The following is a 12,684-nucleotide window of genomic DNA, read 5'->3' on the forward strand; positions in this document are numbered from 1 at the left end:
ATGCGCGGCTTTTTCCGACAGACAGAAAATTCCCGGGCACCTTTGGTAGCCTGTGCTTTGCTGTTCAAGTCGATACATTCACGGCGCCAAAGAGCGCCACGGGGAGCGGACATGCTGGAAAGGCTGTTTCAACTCAAGGCACACAACACCAACGTGCGCACCGAGATTCTTGCGGGCGTCACCACGTTCCTGGCCATGGCCTACATTCTGTTCGTCAACCCGAGCATCCTCGGCGGGACTGGCATGGACAAGGGCGCGGTGTTTGTCGCGACCTGCCTGGCGGCAGCCTTCGGCTCCACCGTGATGGGCCTGATCGCCAACTACCCGATTGCCCTCGCGCCGGGCATGGGCTTGAACGCCTTCTTCACCTACACCGTGGTCCTGCACATGGGCCATACCTGGCAAGTGGCGCTGGGTGCGGTGTTCATCTCGGCGGTGTTGTTCTTCATCCTGTCGATCTTTCGTATCCGTGAATGGATCATCAACAGCATCCCGCTGCCGCTGCGTTCGGCGATTGCCGCCGGTATCGGCTTGTTCCTGGCCCTGATTGCCCTGCACAACGCCGGCATCGTGGTCAGCAACCCGGCCACCATGGTTGGCCTGGGCGACCTGAAACAACCGGCACCGATCCTGGCGACCCTGGGCTTTGCCCTGATCGTGGCCCTGGAAGCCCTGAAAGTCCGCGGCGCGGTGCTGATCGGTATCCTGGCCGTGACCATCGCCTCGATCTTCATGGGCTACACGCCGTTTGGCGGCGTGATGTCGATGCCGCCTTCGCTGGCCCCGACCTTCCTGCAACTGGACATCAAGGGCGCGCTGGACATCGGCCTGGTCAGCGTGATCTTCGCCTTCCTGTTCGTCGACCTGTTCGACAACTCCGGCACCCTGATCGGCGTCGCCAAGCGCGCCGGCCTGATGGGCAAGGACGGCCACATGCCAAAAATGGGCCGTGCCCTGATCGCCGACAGTACCGCGGCCATGGCCGGTTCCCTGCTGGGCACCTCGACCACCACCAGCTACATCGAGTCAGCCGCGGGCGTCAGCGCCGGCGGCCGTACCGGCCTGACCGCCATCGTGGTGGCCATCCTGTTCCTGCTGGCGCTGTTCTTCTCGCCACTGGCCGCCAGCGTTCCTGCCTTCGCCACCGCACCGGCGTTGCTGTTCGTTGCCGTGCTGATGACCTCGGGCCTGGCAGAAATCGACTGGGACGACATCACCGTCTCGGCACCGGTGGTGATCACCGCCCTGGCGATGCCATTCACCTACTCCATCGCCAACGGCATTGCCTTCGGTTTCATCGCCTGGACCGCCATCAAGCTGCTGTCCGGCCGCTACCGTGAGCTGAACCCGGCGCTGGTGGTCCTGTCGATTCTGTTCGTGATCAAGTTGGGTTGGTTCAACGCATGACATTCGATTCAACCGCCTACGCCGCCCAGCTCGAAGACAAGGTCACGCGCTTGCGTGACCTGCTGGCGCCGTTCGATGCCCCGGAGCCTGCGGTGTTCGACTCGCCGCTGGCCAACTTCCGCCTGCGCGCCGAGTTCCGCCTGTGGCGCGAAGCCGGTGAGCGGCACTACGCGATGTTCTCCCAGGAGGACAAGCGCACGCCGATCCTGATCGACGCATTCCCGATTGCCAGCCTGCGCATCAACCAGCTGATGCCGCAGCTCAAGGCCGCCTGGCAAGCCAGCGCCGCCCTGAGCCACAAGCTGTTCCAGGTGGAGTTCCTGACCACCCTGGCGGGCGATGCGATGATCACCCTGTGCTATCACCGTCCGCTGGACGAGCACTGGCACGCGGCAGCGTCGAAGCTGGCTGCCGACCTGAATGTCAGCGTGATCGGCCGCTCCAAGGGCAAGCGTGAAGTGATCGGCCTCGATTACGTGGTGGAGAAACTCGACGTCGGCGGTCGTACCTTCAGCTATCGCCAACCCGAAGGCGCGTTCACCCAGCCCAACGGCACGGTGAACCAGAAGATGCTCAACTGGGCGTATGATGCCCTGGGCGAGCGATCCGACGACTTGCTGGAGTTGTACTGCGGCAACGGCAACTTCACCCTGCCGCTCGCTACCCGCGTGCGCAAGGTGCTGGCCACCGAGATCAGCAAGACCTCGGTGAATGCCGCCTTGAGCAACCTCAGCGAAAACGCGGTGGATAACGTCACCCTGGTGCGATTGTCGGCCGAGGAATTGACCCAGGCGCTGAATGAAGTGCGCCCATTCCGCCGCCTGCACGGCATCGACCTCAAGAGCTACCAATTCGCCAGCGTGTTCGTCGACCCGCCGCGGGCCGGCATGGACCCGGACACCTGCGAGCTGACTCGACGCTTCGATAACATCCTGTACATCTCGTGCAACCCCGAGACATTGGCCGCCAACATCGCCCAATTGCACGACACCCACCGCATCACCCGCTGTGCGCTGTTCGACCAGTTCCCGTGGACCCACCACATGGAATCCGGGGTGTTGCTGACCCGTCGCTGAACGCCCGTCCGTTGCCCGCAAACAGCCGTCGTCATGACGGCTGTTTGCGTTGTGGACAACGGTCTGGAACTGGGCTGCCATACTGGCGTCTGACGACCGGGCTGGCGACTCGCCCATTGACCAGCAACACTCACCACCACCCGCTACTTCGAGGATTCCCACATGCTATGGAAAAAAGGCCGCCGCAGTGACAACGTGGTCGATGCACGCGGCGACAGTGGCGGTGGCGGCGGCATGCGGTTTGGCGGCGGCAAGGGCTTGAGCCTGACGGCCATCGTACTGATCGTCGGCATCGGCTGGATCACCGGGCAAGACCCGATGCAGATTCTCGGGCAACTGGCCGGGCAAATGGACTCGTCCGCCCCGGCCACCTCCCAGACCCAGACCCGTCAGGCGCCGGCCAACGACCAGGAGGCCGAGTTTGTCGCGCGGATCCTGGGCGATACCGAGGACACCTGGAACCAGATCTTTCAACAAGCCGGGCGCCAGTACGCGGCGCCCAAGCTGATGCTGTTCAGCGGGCGGATCAACTCGGCCTGCGGCGGTGCCACCTCGGCCACCGGCCCGTTCTATTGCCCCGCCGATCAACGGGTGTACCTGGACATGAGCTTCTTCAAGGAAATGGCCCAGCGCTTCGGCGCCGCCGGCGACTTCGCCCAGGCCTACGTGATCGCCCATGAAGTCGGTCACCATGTGCAAACCCTGCTCGGCGTCTCCAGCAAGATCCAGGCTGCACGCCAGCAAGGCCAGCGCATGGAGGGCGACGGCGGCCTGCTGGTGCGTCAGGAACTGCAGGCCGATTGCCTGGCGGGGGTGTGGGCCAACAACGCGCAAAAGCGCTTGAACTGGCTGGAACCGGGCGACATCGAGGAAGCCCTGAACGCCGCCAACGCCATCGGCGACGACCGCTTGCAACAGCAGGGCCAGGGCCGCGTGGTCCCGGACTCCTTCACCCACGGCACCTCGGCGCAACGCGTTCGCTGGTTCAAGACCGGCTTCGCCCAGGGTCAGGTCAACCAATGTGACACCTTCTCGGCGAAGAGCCTGTAGGTGACTCAACCCTGGCTGGCCACCTGTCTGCTGCTCCTGGGCAGCGCTTGCGTGCAGGCCGCCGACCATGGGCTCAAACAGATCAGCCCAGGCCGCCTGGCTGATCGCCAGCAATACCCGGCCCTGGACAAGGGCTGCGCGGCCGAGACCCAGGGCGCGTCGCGGTTGATTCGTGGGCACACCTACTTCGACTACCTACAGCGCCGTCATCCGCCTGGCTTGAATCAACGGCTGATCGAAGTACCGGGCGTGGGGCACAACGGCGACAAGGTGTTCACCTCGCCAGAGGGGATGAAAGCGGTGTTTGGCGGATAGGCATTGCCTGACTTGCACCGAACCCTGTGGGAGCGGGCTTGCCCGCGATGGCGTCGGTACAGTCAATGGTGATGTTGAATGTGATGGCCTCTTCGCGGGCGAGCCCGCTCCCACCCTGGTCCACGCTGAACACCCATCCCGTGTCAGGCCCGGATTCCTGGTAGGAGCGAGGCTTGCCCGCGAAGGCGGTAAACCTGACGACATTGATGTTGGATGGACTGGCCGGTTCGCGGGCAAGCCTCGCTCCTACGGGCTCAACCCAGATTCCTGCTCGCAATGGCGGACGAGCGGCATGGCTAAGACAGTTGCTCCCACAGAGGTCCGGGGTGAAGACAAAGCTTGAGCCCAACCCCAATTCCCCGTGGGAGCGAGCCTGCTCGCGATCAGGTATTCAGGCCAACAGCATCTGCCGCAACGCCACGCAATCGGCTGCATGCCAGTCGACCAGCTCAGGCCACGGGTTGTCCGGCAGGTTGACCAGCACCGTGCGCGCGCCCGCGGCTCGGCCACAATCGAGGTCGTAGCGGTAGTCGCCTACCATCACCATGTCCCGGGGCTCGACCTTCCAGGCCTGGGCCAGTTTCAACAAGCCGTCGGGGTCGGGCTTGGGGGTCGCGTCGTCGCGGCCCAGCACATCCTCGATGGCGAAACAGTCCGCCAGGCCAATGGCCTGCAGCGTGATGTAGGCCAGTTCGCGGGTATTGCGCGTGAGGATGCCCAGGCGATAACCCCGCTCGGCCAGCTCACGCACCAGCTCCACCGCGCCGCGAGCGGGTTTTGAGCCCAGGGCCAGGTCACGCTCATGCTCCAGCAGCCACGCGTGCTTGGCCGCGCCTTCCTCGGCCGGCAGCGTCGCAAGGTGGGTGAGAATGTCGTCTTCGGGCGGGATGCCCAGTGCCTCGCGGATGGCCGCGAAGTCGTGCACGGCCACGGTCAGCGTGCCGTCCATGTCGAACACCCAGTGATCGATGTGCGAAAGACTCATGCCCAATCCTTGCGATGACGAATCAAGCCTTCCTGGGTCACCGAGGCCACCAACTTGCCGGCGCGGTTGTACACGCTGCCGCGGGAAAACCCGCGCGAGTTACCGGCCCACGGGCTGTCCATCGCGTAGAGCAACCAGTCGTCGGCCCGCAGGTCGGCATGGAACCACAGCGCATGGTCGAGGCTGGCGACCTGCATATCCTTCTGCCACACCGACTTGCCGTGGGGCAGCATCGAGGTGGTCAGCAGGCCGAAGTCCGAGGCGTAGGCCAGCAGGTATTTGTGCAGCGCCGGCGAGTCGGCCAGGGCACCGTCGGCACGAAACCACACGTACTTGATCGGGTCGGCCGGTTGCGGGTTGTAGGGGTCTTTCTCGGTCACCGGGCGCACTTCGATCGGCTTGGGGCACAACAGTTTCTCGCGCATGTGCTCGGGGATCAGGTGGGCCATGCGCTGGGTGATCTCCAGCTCCGAGGGCAGGTTCTCCGGGCCGACCACTTGCGGCATCGCGGTCTGGTGCTCGAAACCTTCTTCGTCGTACTGGAACGAGGCGCTGCAGGTGAAGATCGGGTTGCCCTTCTGGATCGCCGTCACCCGCCGGGTGCTGAAGCTGCCGCCGTCACGCACGCGGTCAACCTGGTAGACCACTGGCAAGCTGGCGTCCCCCGGACGCAGGAAGTAACCGTGCAGCGAGTGCACGTGGCGTGCCTCTTCCACCGTCTGGCTGGCCGCCGAAAGCGACTGGCCCAAGACCTGGCCACCGAACAACTGGCGGAAACCCAAGTCCTGGCTGCGACCGCGAAACAGGTTTTCTTCGATCGGTTCAAGGGTCAACAGATCGACCAGATCATCCAGTACATGGCTCATTCAGACTCTCCTCACACAACGCGGTACCCCGCGGTCTTGGCCGCGCGGTCAATTCAAGTGTCGGCACACGCCAACGATGGGCATATTGTAAACGTCCCGGGCGGCTTAGCCATGCAAGGTTTGCAGCCACTGCTCTCGACTGATGCGGTACAACACGTGGGGACGCAACGGATGACCGGGCTCAAGCCGGGGGTGGTCGAAGTCCCCCAGCGGGTCCGGGTGCATGCCGATGGCCTGCATGACTTTTTGCGACGGCAAGTTGCTGTGGCTGGTAAAGGCCACCACCTGATCCAGCGCCAAACGGTCGAAGGCGCAGCGCAGAGCGGTCCACGCCGCTTCACTGGCAAAGCCCAGGCCCCAATGCTCGCGCGCCAGGCGCCAGCCGATTTCCACTGCGGGCACGAACGGCGCGTCGAAGCCTACGTGCATCAGGCCGGTCAGGCCGATGAATTCGCCCGTGTCCTTGCGTTCCAGTGCCCACAGGCCGAAACCATGCTCGGCGAAATGGCCCCTGATTCGCCCGATCAATGCGGCGCTGTCCAGGCGACTCAAGGGTGCCGGAAAGTAGCGCATCACCTGCGGGTCGGCGCACATCGTCGCAAAGGCCGGCAAATCCTCGTCACGCCACTGGCGCATCAGCAACCGTGCACTCTCCAGCGTCAGTATCGGCTCCATCGGTCCCCTCCGTTTTCCTGCGGCCAGTCTACATCGCTGGTAGGATCCGTCCGTCATTCACGCCATGAAATCACCATGCCATTGCCGCTGATCTACCACGAAGACTACAGCCCCGAATTCCCGGCGGAGCATCGCTTCCCCATGGACAAGTTCCGGCTGCTGCGCGATCACTTGGTCGACAGCGGCCTGACGTCGGACCCGCAACTGCTGCGCCCGCCCATCTGCCCTCCCGAGATCCTGGCCCTGGCCCATGACCCGGGGTACATCGAGCGCTACATGGGCGGCGAGTTGTCCCGCGAAGACCAGCGCCGCCTCGGCCTGCCCTGGAACGAAGCGCTGGCCCGACGCACGGTACGCGCGGTGGGTGGCTCGATCCTCGCCGCCGAACAGGCGCTGGAGCACGGCCTGGCCTGTCATCTGGCCGGCGGCACCCACCATGCCCACTACGATCATCCGGCGGGCTTCTGCATCTTCAACGACCTGGCCGTGATCAGCCACTACCTGTTGGCCAGCGGCCGGGTCGGGCGGGTGCTGATTTTCGACTGCGACGTGCACCAGGGCGACGGTACGGCACGCATCCTGGAACATACCCCGGACGCGGTGACGGTTTCCCTGCACTGCGAGAAGAATTTTCCGGCACGCAAAGCCAGAAGCGACTGGGACATTCCACTGCCCATGGGCATGGGCGACGGCGACTACCTGAAGGTGGTCGACGACGCGCTCAACTACCTGCTGCCGCTCTACCAACCGGACCTGGTGTTGTATGACGCCGGCGTCGACGTGCACCAGGACGATGCCCTGGGCTACCTCAAGCTCACCGACGCCGGCGTTGCTGCCCGCGATGAAAGCGTCCTGCGCCACTGCCTGGGCCGCGACATCCCGGTGGTCGGGGTGATCGGCGGCGGCTACAGCAAGGACCGCCAGGCCCTGGCCCGGCGCCACGGGATTCTGCACCACAGCGCGCAACGGGTGTGGACGTCATCAGGTTGTCACTGAGCTGTGGATAGGTTACCCACAATGGCTGTGGAGCGGCCTGTGGATAACCTGAGTGAAAGGGACTACAGCCCTTGCTGTACATGACCTGCAGGACGATGGTTGTTTTTTGATCAACGCCCAGTCCCTCCGACAAACGCCCTGGCTGGTAGAATGCCCGCCCTATCCCGCCATACCGCAGCGCAGACCATGACTCAACCCGCCTCGCCTCTTTCCAAACACGTCGCCATCATCGGTGGCGGCCCCGCCGGCCTGATGGCCGCCGAGGTGTTGAGCCAGGCCGGCGTGCGGGTCGATCTCTACGACGGCATGCCCTCGGTGGGGCGCAAATTCCTGCTGGCCGGGGTCGGCGGCATGAACATCACGCACTCCGAAGCCTACCCGGCCTTCCTGTCGCGCTATGCCGAGCGCGCCCCGCACATCGCGCCACTGCTACGCGAGTTCGGCGCTGAGGCCTTGTGCGAATGGATTCACGGCCTGGGCATCGACACCTTCGTCGGCAGTTCCGGTCGGGTGTTTCCTACCGACATGAAGGCCGCGCCCCTGCTGCGCGCCTGGCTCAAGCGCCTGCGCGACAGCGGCGTGGTGATCCACACCCGCCACCGCTGGCTGGGCTGGAATGACGACGGCAGCCTGCGTATTGCCCGTCCCGAGGGCGAGATAGCCATCAACCCCGATGCAGTGCTGTTGGCGTTGGGCGGCGGCAGTTGGTCGCGCCTGGGCTCGGACGGTCGCTGGATGCCGTTGCTGGAGCAGCGCGGCGTCAGCCTGGCGCCGATGCAGCCCAGCAATTGCGGCTTCGAGGTGCAGGCCTGGAGCGAACTGATGGTCAGTAAATTCGCCGGCGCGCCGCTGAAGAACATCGCCATCGGCGTGAACGACGACAGCCCACGCCTGGGCGAGTGCGTGATCACCGCCACGGGCATCGAAGGCAGCCTGATCTACGCGCTGTCCGCGCCAATCCGCGAAGCCATCAACCGGACGGGCTCCGCCACGGTGCATATCGACCTGTTGCCCGGCCGGCTTGTGGATAAGATCCACGCGGCACTGAGCAAACCCCGCGGCTCGCGCTCCATGGCCAAGCACTTGCACAGTCAACTGGGCCTGGATGGCGTCAAGGCCGCCCTGCTCCGTGAACTGACGCCGGCCGAGTCCTTCGCTGATCCGCTGTCGCTGGCCAAGGCGATCAAGGCCCTGCCCCTGACACTGGTCAAGGCCCGTCCACTGGACGAAGCCATCAGCAGCGCCGGTGGCGTACTGTTCGAGGCGATGGATGAACACCTGATGCTCAAGCCATTGCCCGGCGTGTTTTGCGCAGGCGAAATGCTCGACTGGGAAGCACCGACGGGCGGCTACCTGCTGACCGCGTGCTTTGCCAGCGGGCGGGTGGCGGGGCTGGGGATGGTGCAGTGGTTGCGGCGCCAGGGTTGAAGACCGGGGCGCGCTTTTCGCCGGCAAGCCGGTGGGTCAGTCAGCCTTGATGTCGACTGTACGGGCCTCTTCGCGGGCAAGCCCGCTCCCACAGGAATCTGGGTTGAGCCCGTAGGAGCGAGGCTTGTCCGCGAACCGGCCAGTCCATCCAACATCAATGTCGTCAGGTTTACCGCCTTCGCGGGCAAGCCTTAATGCCAGTCAGTTAAGGCGCCAAACCTGTGGGAGCGAGCCTGCTCGCGAAGACGGCAACACAGCCAACATCTCCGTTGACTGACCTACTGCTATCGCGAGCAGGCTCGCTCCCACGCGGGTTTCGCTTAACTGACTGGCATTAGGGCAAGCCTCGCTCCTACAAGGAATTGAGCTGCCCCCGGATGTGTGTTCGCCGTGGACCAGGATGGGGCTCGCCCGCGAAGAGGCCGGCACAGTCAACATCATCATTGACTGACCCACCGCTTTCGCGAGCGGGCTCGCTCCCACGGGGATCCGTGTCGAGCGCCGGATTTGCATTCGCTGAGGACCCGCGTGAGAGCGAGCCCGCTCGCGAAGGCGCTGTATCAGTCGGCATCTCAGTCAGCTGACAGGCTGCATTCGCCGGCAAACCGGTCTCGCTCCCACAGGAATCTGGGTTGAGCCCGTAGGAGCGAGGCTTGCCCGCGAACCGGCCAGTCCATCCAACATCAATGTCGTCAGGTTTACCGCCTTCGCGGGCAAGCCTCGCTCCTACAAGGAATCCGGGCCTGACACGGGATGGGGGTTCACCGTGGACCAGGGTGGGAGCGGGCCTGCCCGCGAAGGCGGTCTGACTGGCGCCGAACCGCTTAAGGCTTACGCTTGCGCGGCCCGGTGTTGAACACCGGCACTTTGCGCACCGGCTTGACCGGGACATCCGCCACGGTCTCGCCGCTGTCGACCCATTTGCCCAGGTTGCGCTTGGCACCGCCGGCGGCCTTGGGTTTCTTTGGCTTCTTCGGCTTCTTGATCACCAGGCCACTGGCGTCGGTGTCCGGCACCCGGTGCTCGGGCTCGAAGTCCTGCTCCAAGTGCCGGTTCAGGCCCTGGCGCGTGAGCATTTCGATGGCCGACAGCAGGTTCACTTCATCGGCACACACCAGGGAAATCGCCTCGCCCGTCGCGCCGGCACGACCGGTACGGCCGATGCGGTGGATGTAGTCCTCGGCCACGATTGGCAGGTCGAAGTTCACCACCAGCGGCAGGTCTTCGATATCCAGGCCACGGGCAGCAACGTCGGTGGCCACCAGGATCTGCACTTCGCTGGCCTTGAAGCGGTCCAGGGCGCGCTGGCGCGTGGCCTGCGGCTTGTCGCCGTGAATGCCGTCGGCGTTGACGCCCAGGCCCTGGAGCTTCTCGACCAACGCATCGACGCCATTGCGGGTCTTGGCGAACACCAGGACCTGCTTCCACTTGTGCTTGCGCATCAGGTGCACGAACAGCTCGGCCTTGCGCTTCTTGTCCACCGTGTACAACCACTGCTTGACGGTGTTGGCCGCCACGTTGCGCGGGCTGACTTCGATGCTCAGCGGGTCGTTGAGCATCTGCCCGGCCAACAGGCGGATTTCATCGGAGAAAGTCGCGGAGAACAGCAAGGTCTGGCGCTTTTTCGGCAGCACCCGGTAGATGTTCGCCAGTTCTTCGGAGAAGCCCAGGTCGAGCATGCGGTCGGCTTCGTCCAACACCAGGGTTTGCAACTGGTTGAACTTCAGCGCGTTCTGGCGGAACAGGTCCAGCAGGCGGCCGGGGGTGGCCACCAGCAGGTCGACGCCTTTGCGCAGCTTCATCATTTGCGGGTTGATGCTGACGCCGCCGTACACCGCGTAGGTGCTCAGCGGCAGGTGCTCGGCGTACTGGCGCACGCTTTCATGCACCTGTTCGGCCAGTTCGCGGGTCGGCACCAGGATCAGCGCACGCACCGAGTTCGGCGTGACTTTCGGCCCTTCCATGGCCAGCAACTGCAACAGCGGCACGGCAAAGCCGGCGGTCTTGCCGGTGCCGGTCTGGGCCGCAGCCATCAGGTCGCGACCGGCCAGCACCGCCGGAATGGCTTGCGCCTGGACCGGCGTCGGGGTCTGGTAACCGAGCGTCTCAAGGGCGCGCAGCAAGGGTTCGATCAGGCCAAGAGTGGCGAAAGTCATGGAGATACCGTAGGAGAAATCAGCGCAGGTGTGCAATGCGCCGCAGTTTACCCTAAATCACTGCGGTTTCTGCTTACGCCACTGCGGCAAGCCGATCAACACCACGGCGCTGATGATCACCGTCATCGCCAAGGCCTCTTCCCACCCGATGGTTTCACCGGCAAACACGATCCCCAACAGCACCGCCACCGCCGGGTTGACGTAGGCATAGCTGGTGGCCGCCGCCGGGCGGACGTGCTTGAGCAGGTACATGTAGGCGTTGAACGCCACGATAGAACCGAACACCACCAGGTACATCAAGGCGGCCCATCCTTCGACCGGAGGCACGCTGTGCAGGCGCTCGCCGGACAGCGCACTGGCGATCAACAGCACCACGCCGCCCACCAGCATTTCCGCGGCACTGGCCATCGCCCCCTGGGGCAGCGGCAGATGCTTGCTCCACACCGAGCCGAACGCCCAGGCCGCGGCTGCAAAGATCAACAGCATGGCGCCCAGCGGGCTCGACTGCAGGTTGGACCCCAGGTTGAGCATGCCGATGCCCACCAGGCCCAGCGCAATCCCCGCCCACTCCAGACGGGTATTACGCGCGCCCCAGAAATAACCACAGAGCAAGGTAAACAATGGCACCGTCGCCACCGCCAACGCCGCCACACCGGAGGTCACGCCCGCATGTTCGGCGACGGTCACCGCGCCATTGCCGCAACTGAGCAGCAACACGCCGATGGCGGCCGCGGCCTTCCATTGCGGCCAGGTCGGCGCGGGAGCACCCCGCCAACGGAGAAAGGCGTACAGCAAGGTGCCGGCAATCACGAAGCGAACGCCCCCGAGCATCAGCGGCGGCCAATACGCCACGCCAATGCGGATCACCAGGTAGGTTGAACCCCAGATCACATACAGCGCAAAAAAGGCACCAATCAGCGGTAACGGGAAGCGGCGAAGGCCAGGCATGGGATGCTCTAAGACAGGACAAGGGGAGCGTTATTCTAGAAACCCGACAGGCGGAATTTAAGTTACAAAACCTGTTTATAAGGGCCATACACTTTTCAAAGCACGGAGTTCACGGCTATAAACCATGCTTTCGAAAGCCTGTGGTTCCAGGAGCCTGTTGATGGACAAATACGATCGAATGCTGCTCAGCGCCCTCATGGAAAACGGCCGGGCGTCCTATGCCGAGCTGGCGCGCAAGGTCAACCTGTCGGCGCCGGCGGTGGCCGAGCGGGTGGCCAAGCTGGAATCGAGCGGGGTGATCACCGGCTACCAGGCCAACGTCGACTTGGCCAAGGTCGGCCTGCCGATCCAATGCATGATCGAACTGCGCCTGACCCAGCACGGCAACCAGAAAGCCTATGACGAAATGGTCAATATCCCCCAACTCACGGAATGCCATCGCGTGACCGGCGACTCGTGCGTGATCATGCGCGGCGCAGTCGCCTCGATGATCGAGCTTGAGGCACTGATCAACCGCGTGGCCCGCTTCGGCTCCAGCAAGACCTCGATCGTGCTCTCCAGCGCCTTCGAAAAGCGCGTGCCGCTGGGGCAGTTGGAGGGCAATGGCAAAGCCTGAAGCGGCGCGACCGTTGCGGGCCGAGCGGCCTCTTCGCCAGCAAGCCGGTCTCGCGCCCACACAAATCTACGGCGAACACACATCCTGCTCCCGACCCAGATCCCTTGTGGGAGCAACTGTCTTAGCCATGCCGCTCGTCACCACCATCGCGAGCAGGAATCTGGGT

General features: G+C 64.2%; 11 protein-coding genes and 1 pseudogene. 7 read left to right on the forward strand and 5 right to left on the reverse strand.

From position 1 onward, the window contains the following. The first annotated feature begins 111 nt into the window (after window positions 1-111). From BMW74_RS12510 to BMW74_RS12525, 4 genes and pseudogenes are all read left to right on the forward strand, one after another. A complete protein-coding gene (locus BMW74_RS12510) occupies window positions 112-1,407 on the forward strand; it encodes an NCS2 family permease (protein ID WP_093419879.1) in 1,296 nt (431 codons plus the stop codon). Beyond that, on the forward strand, window positions 1,404-2,483 hold the full coding sequence (trmA, locus tag BMW74_RS12515) for a tRNA (uridine(54)-C5)-methyltransferase TrmA (protein WP_093419884.1): 1,080 nt from the start codon (window positions 1,404-1,406) through the stop codon (window positions 2,481-2,483). The genes BMW74_RS12510 and trmA overlap by 4 nt, the downstream gene beginning before the upstream one ends. Before the next feature lie 162 nt (window positions 2,484-2,645). Further along, window positions 2,646-3,533: a KPN_02809 family neutral zinc metallopeptidase gene (locus tag BMW74_RS12520; protein ID WP_093419888.1), complete on the forward strand. Its 888-nt coding sequence runs from the start codon at window positions 2,646-2,648 to the stop codon at window positions 3,531-3,533. Between the two features lie 114 nt (window positions 3,534-3,647). Beyond that, window positions 3,648-3,848, forward strand: a pseudogene (locus BMW74_RS12525) (alpha/beta hydrolase); the annotation flags it as partial. A 391-nt stretch (window positions 3,849-4,239) separates the two neighbouring features. Here the strand turns inward: BMW74_RS12525 and BMW74_RS12530 are convergent. From BMW74_RS12530 to BMW74_RS12540, 3 genes are all read right to left on the reverse strand, one after another. Then, the gene (locus BMW74_RS12530) at window positions 4,240-4,833 is read right to left on the reverse strand and encodes an HAD family hydrolase (protein WP_093419893.1); all 594 of its coding nucleotides are present in this window, start codon (window positions 4,831-4,833) and stop codon (window positions 4,240-4,242) included. After that, window positions 4,830-5,699 carry an acyl-CoA thioesterase II gene (gene tesB / locus BMW74_RS12535; RefSeq protein WP_093419898.1) on the reverse strand — a complete coding sequence of 290 codons (870 nt, stop codon included), beginning with the start codon at window positions 5,697-5,699 and terminating at the stop codon, window positions 4,830-4,832. The genes BMW74_RS12530 and tesB overlap by 4 nt, the downstream gene beginning before the upstream one ends. Window positions 5,700-5,804: 105 nt before the next feature. After that, window positions 5,805-6,374 (reverse strand): GNAT family N-acetyltransferase, encoded by a 570-nt coding sequence (locus tag BMW74_RS12540; protein WP_093419903.1) that lies wholly within the window; start codon window positions 6,372-6,374, stop codon window positions 5,805-5,807. 75 nt (window positions 6,375-6,449) lie between these two features. Between BMW74_RS12540 and BMW74_RS12545 the strand changes: the two genes are divergently transcribed. Both BMW74_RS12545 and BMW74_RS12550 read left to right on the forward strand, forming a co-directional pair. After that, complete coding sequence (locus BMW74_RS12545; RefSeq protein ID WP_093419908.1) at window positions 6,450-7,370, forward strand: histone deacetylase family protein; 921 nt, start codon at window positions 6,450-6,452, stop codon at window positions 7,368-7,370. A 186-nt stretch (window positions 7,371-7,556) separates the two neighbouring features. Further along, on the forward strand, window positions 7,557-8,798 hold the full coding sequence (locus BMW74_RS12550; protein ID WP_175479211.1) for a TIGR03862 family flavoprotein: 1,242 nt from the start codon (window positions 7,557-7,559) through the stop codon (window positions 8,796-8,798). An 824-nt stretch (window positions 8,799-9,622) separates the two neighbouring features. Here the strand turns inward: BMW74_RS12550 and BMW74_RS12555 are convergent. Then, on the reverse strand, window positions 9,623-10,954 hold the full coding sequence (locus BMW74_RS12555) for an RNA helicase RhlE1 (protein ID WP_093419918.1): 1,332 nt from the start codon (window positions 10,952-10,954) through the stop codon (window positions 9,623-9,625). Window positions 10,955-11,011: 57 nt separating this feature from the next. Continuing rightward, on the reverse strand, window positions 11,012-11,902 hold the full coding sequence (gene yedA, locus BMW74_RS12560) for a drug/metabolite exporter YedA (protein WP_093419923.1): 891 nt from the start codon (window positions 11,900-11,902) through the stop codon (window positions 11,012-11,014). A gap of 160 nt (window positions 11,903-12,062) precedes the next feature. Between yedA and BMW74_RS12565 the strand changes: the two genes are divergently transcribed. Beyond that, the gene (locus BMW74_RS12565; protein WP_093419928.1) at window positions 12,063-12,518 is read left to right on the forward strand and encodes an Lrp/AsnC family transcriptional regulator; all 456 of its coding nucleotides are present in this window, start codon (window positions 12,063-12,065) and stop codon (window positions 12,516-12,518) included. The last annotated feature ends 166 nt before the right edge of the window (window positions 12,519-12,684 follow it).

The organism is Pseudomonas sp. ok272 (assembly GCF_900109995.1).
Taxonomy (GTDB): Bacteria; Pseudomonadota; Gammaproteobacteria; order Pseudomonadales; family Pseudomonadaceae; genus Aquipseudomonas.

Excerpts from the sequence above, each read along its gene's own strand:
- BMW74_RS12510 (WP_093419879.1), top strand. The coding sequence starts at position 112 with ATGCTGGAAAGGCTGTTTCAACTCAAGGCACACAACACCAACGTGCGC.
- trmA (WP_093419884.1), top strand. The coding sequence starts at position 1,404 with ATGACATTCGATTCAACCGCCTACGCCGCCCAGCTCGAAGACAAGGTC.
- BMW74_RS12520 (WP_093419888.1), top strand. The coding sequence starts at position 2,646 with ATGCTATGGAAAAAAGGCCGCCGCAGTGACAACGTGGTCGATGCACGC.
- BMW74_RS12530 (WP_093419893.1), bottom strand. The coding sequence starts at position 4,833 with ATGAGTCTTTCGCACATCGATCACTGGGTGTTCGACATGGACGGCACG.
- tesB (WP_093419898.1), bottom strand. The coding sequence starts at position 5,699 with ATGAGCCATGTACTGGATGATCTGGTCGATCTGTTGACCCTTGAACCG.
- BMW74_RS12540 (WP_093419903.1), bottom strand. The coding sequence starts at position 6,374 with ATGGAGCCGATACTGACGCTGGAGAGTGCACGGTTGCTGATGCGCCAG.
- BMW74_RS12545 (WP_093419908.1), top strand. The coding sequence starts at position 6,450 with ATGCCATTGCCGCTGATCTACCACGAAGACTACAGCCCCGAATTCCCG.
- BMW74_RS12550 (WP_175479211.1), top strand. The coding sequence starts at position 7,557 with ATGACTCAACCCGCCTCGCCTCTTTCCAAACACGTCGCCATCATCGGT.
- BMW74_RS12555 (WP_093419918.1), bottom strand. The coding sequence starts at position 10,954 with ATGACTTTCGCCACTCTTGGCCTGATCGAACCCTTGCTGCGCGCCCTT.
- yedA (WP_093419923.1), bottom strand. The coding sequence starts at position 11,902 with ATGCCTGGCCTTCGCCGCTTCCCGTTACCGCTGATTGGTGCCTTTTTT.
- BMW74_RS12565 (WP_093419928.1), top strand. The coding sequence starts at position 12,063 with ATGGACAAATACGATCGAATGCTGCTCAGCGCCCTCATGGAAAACGGC.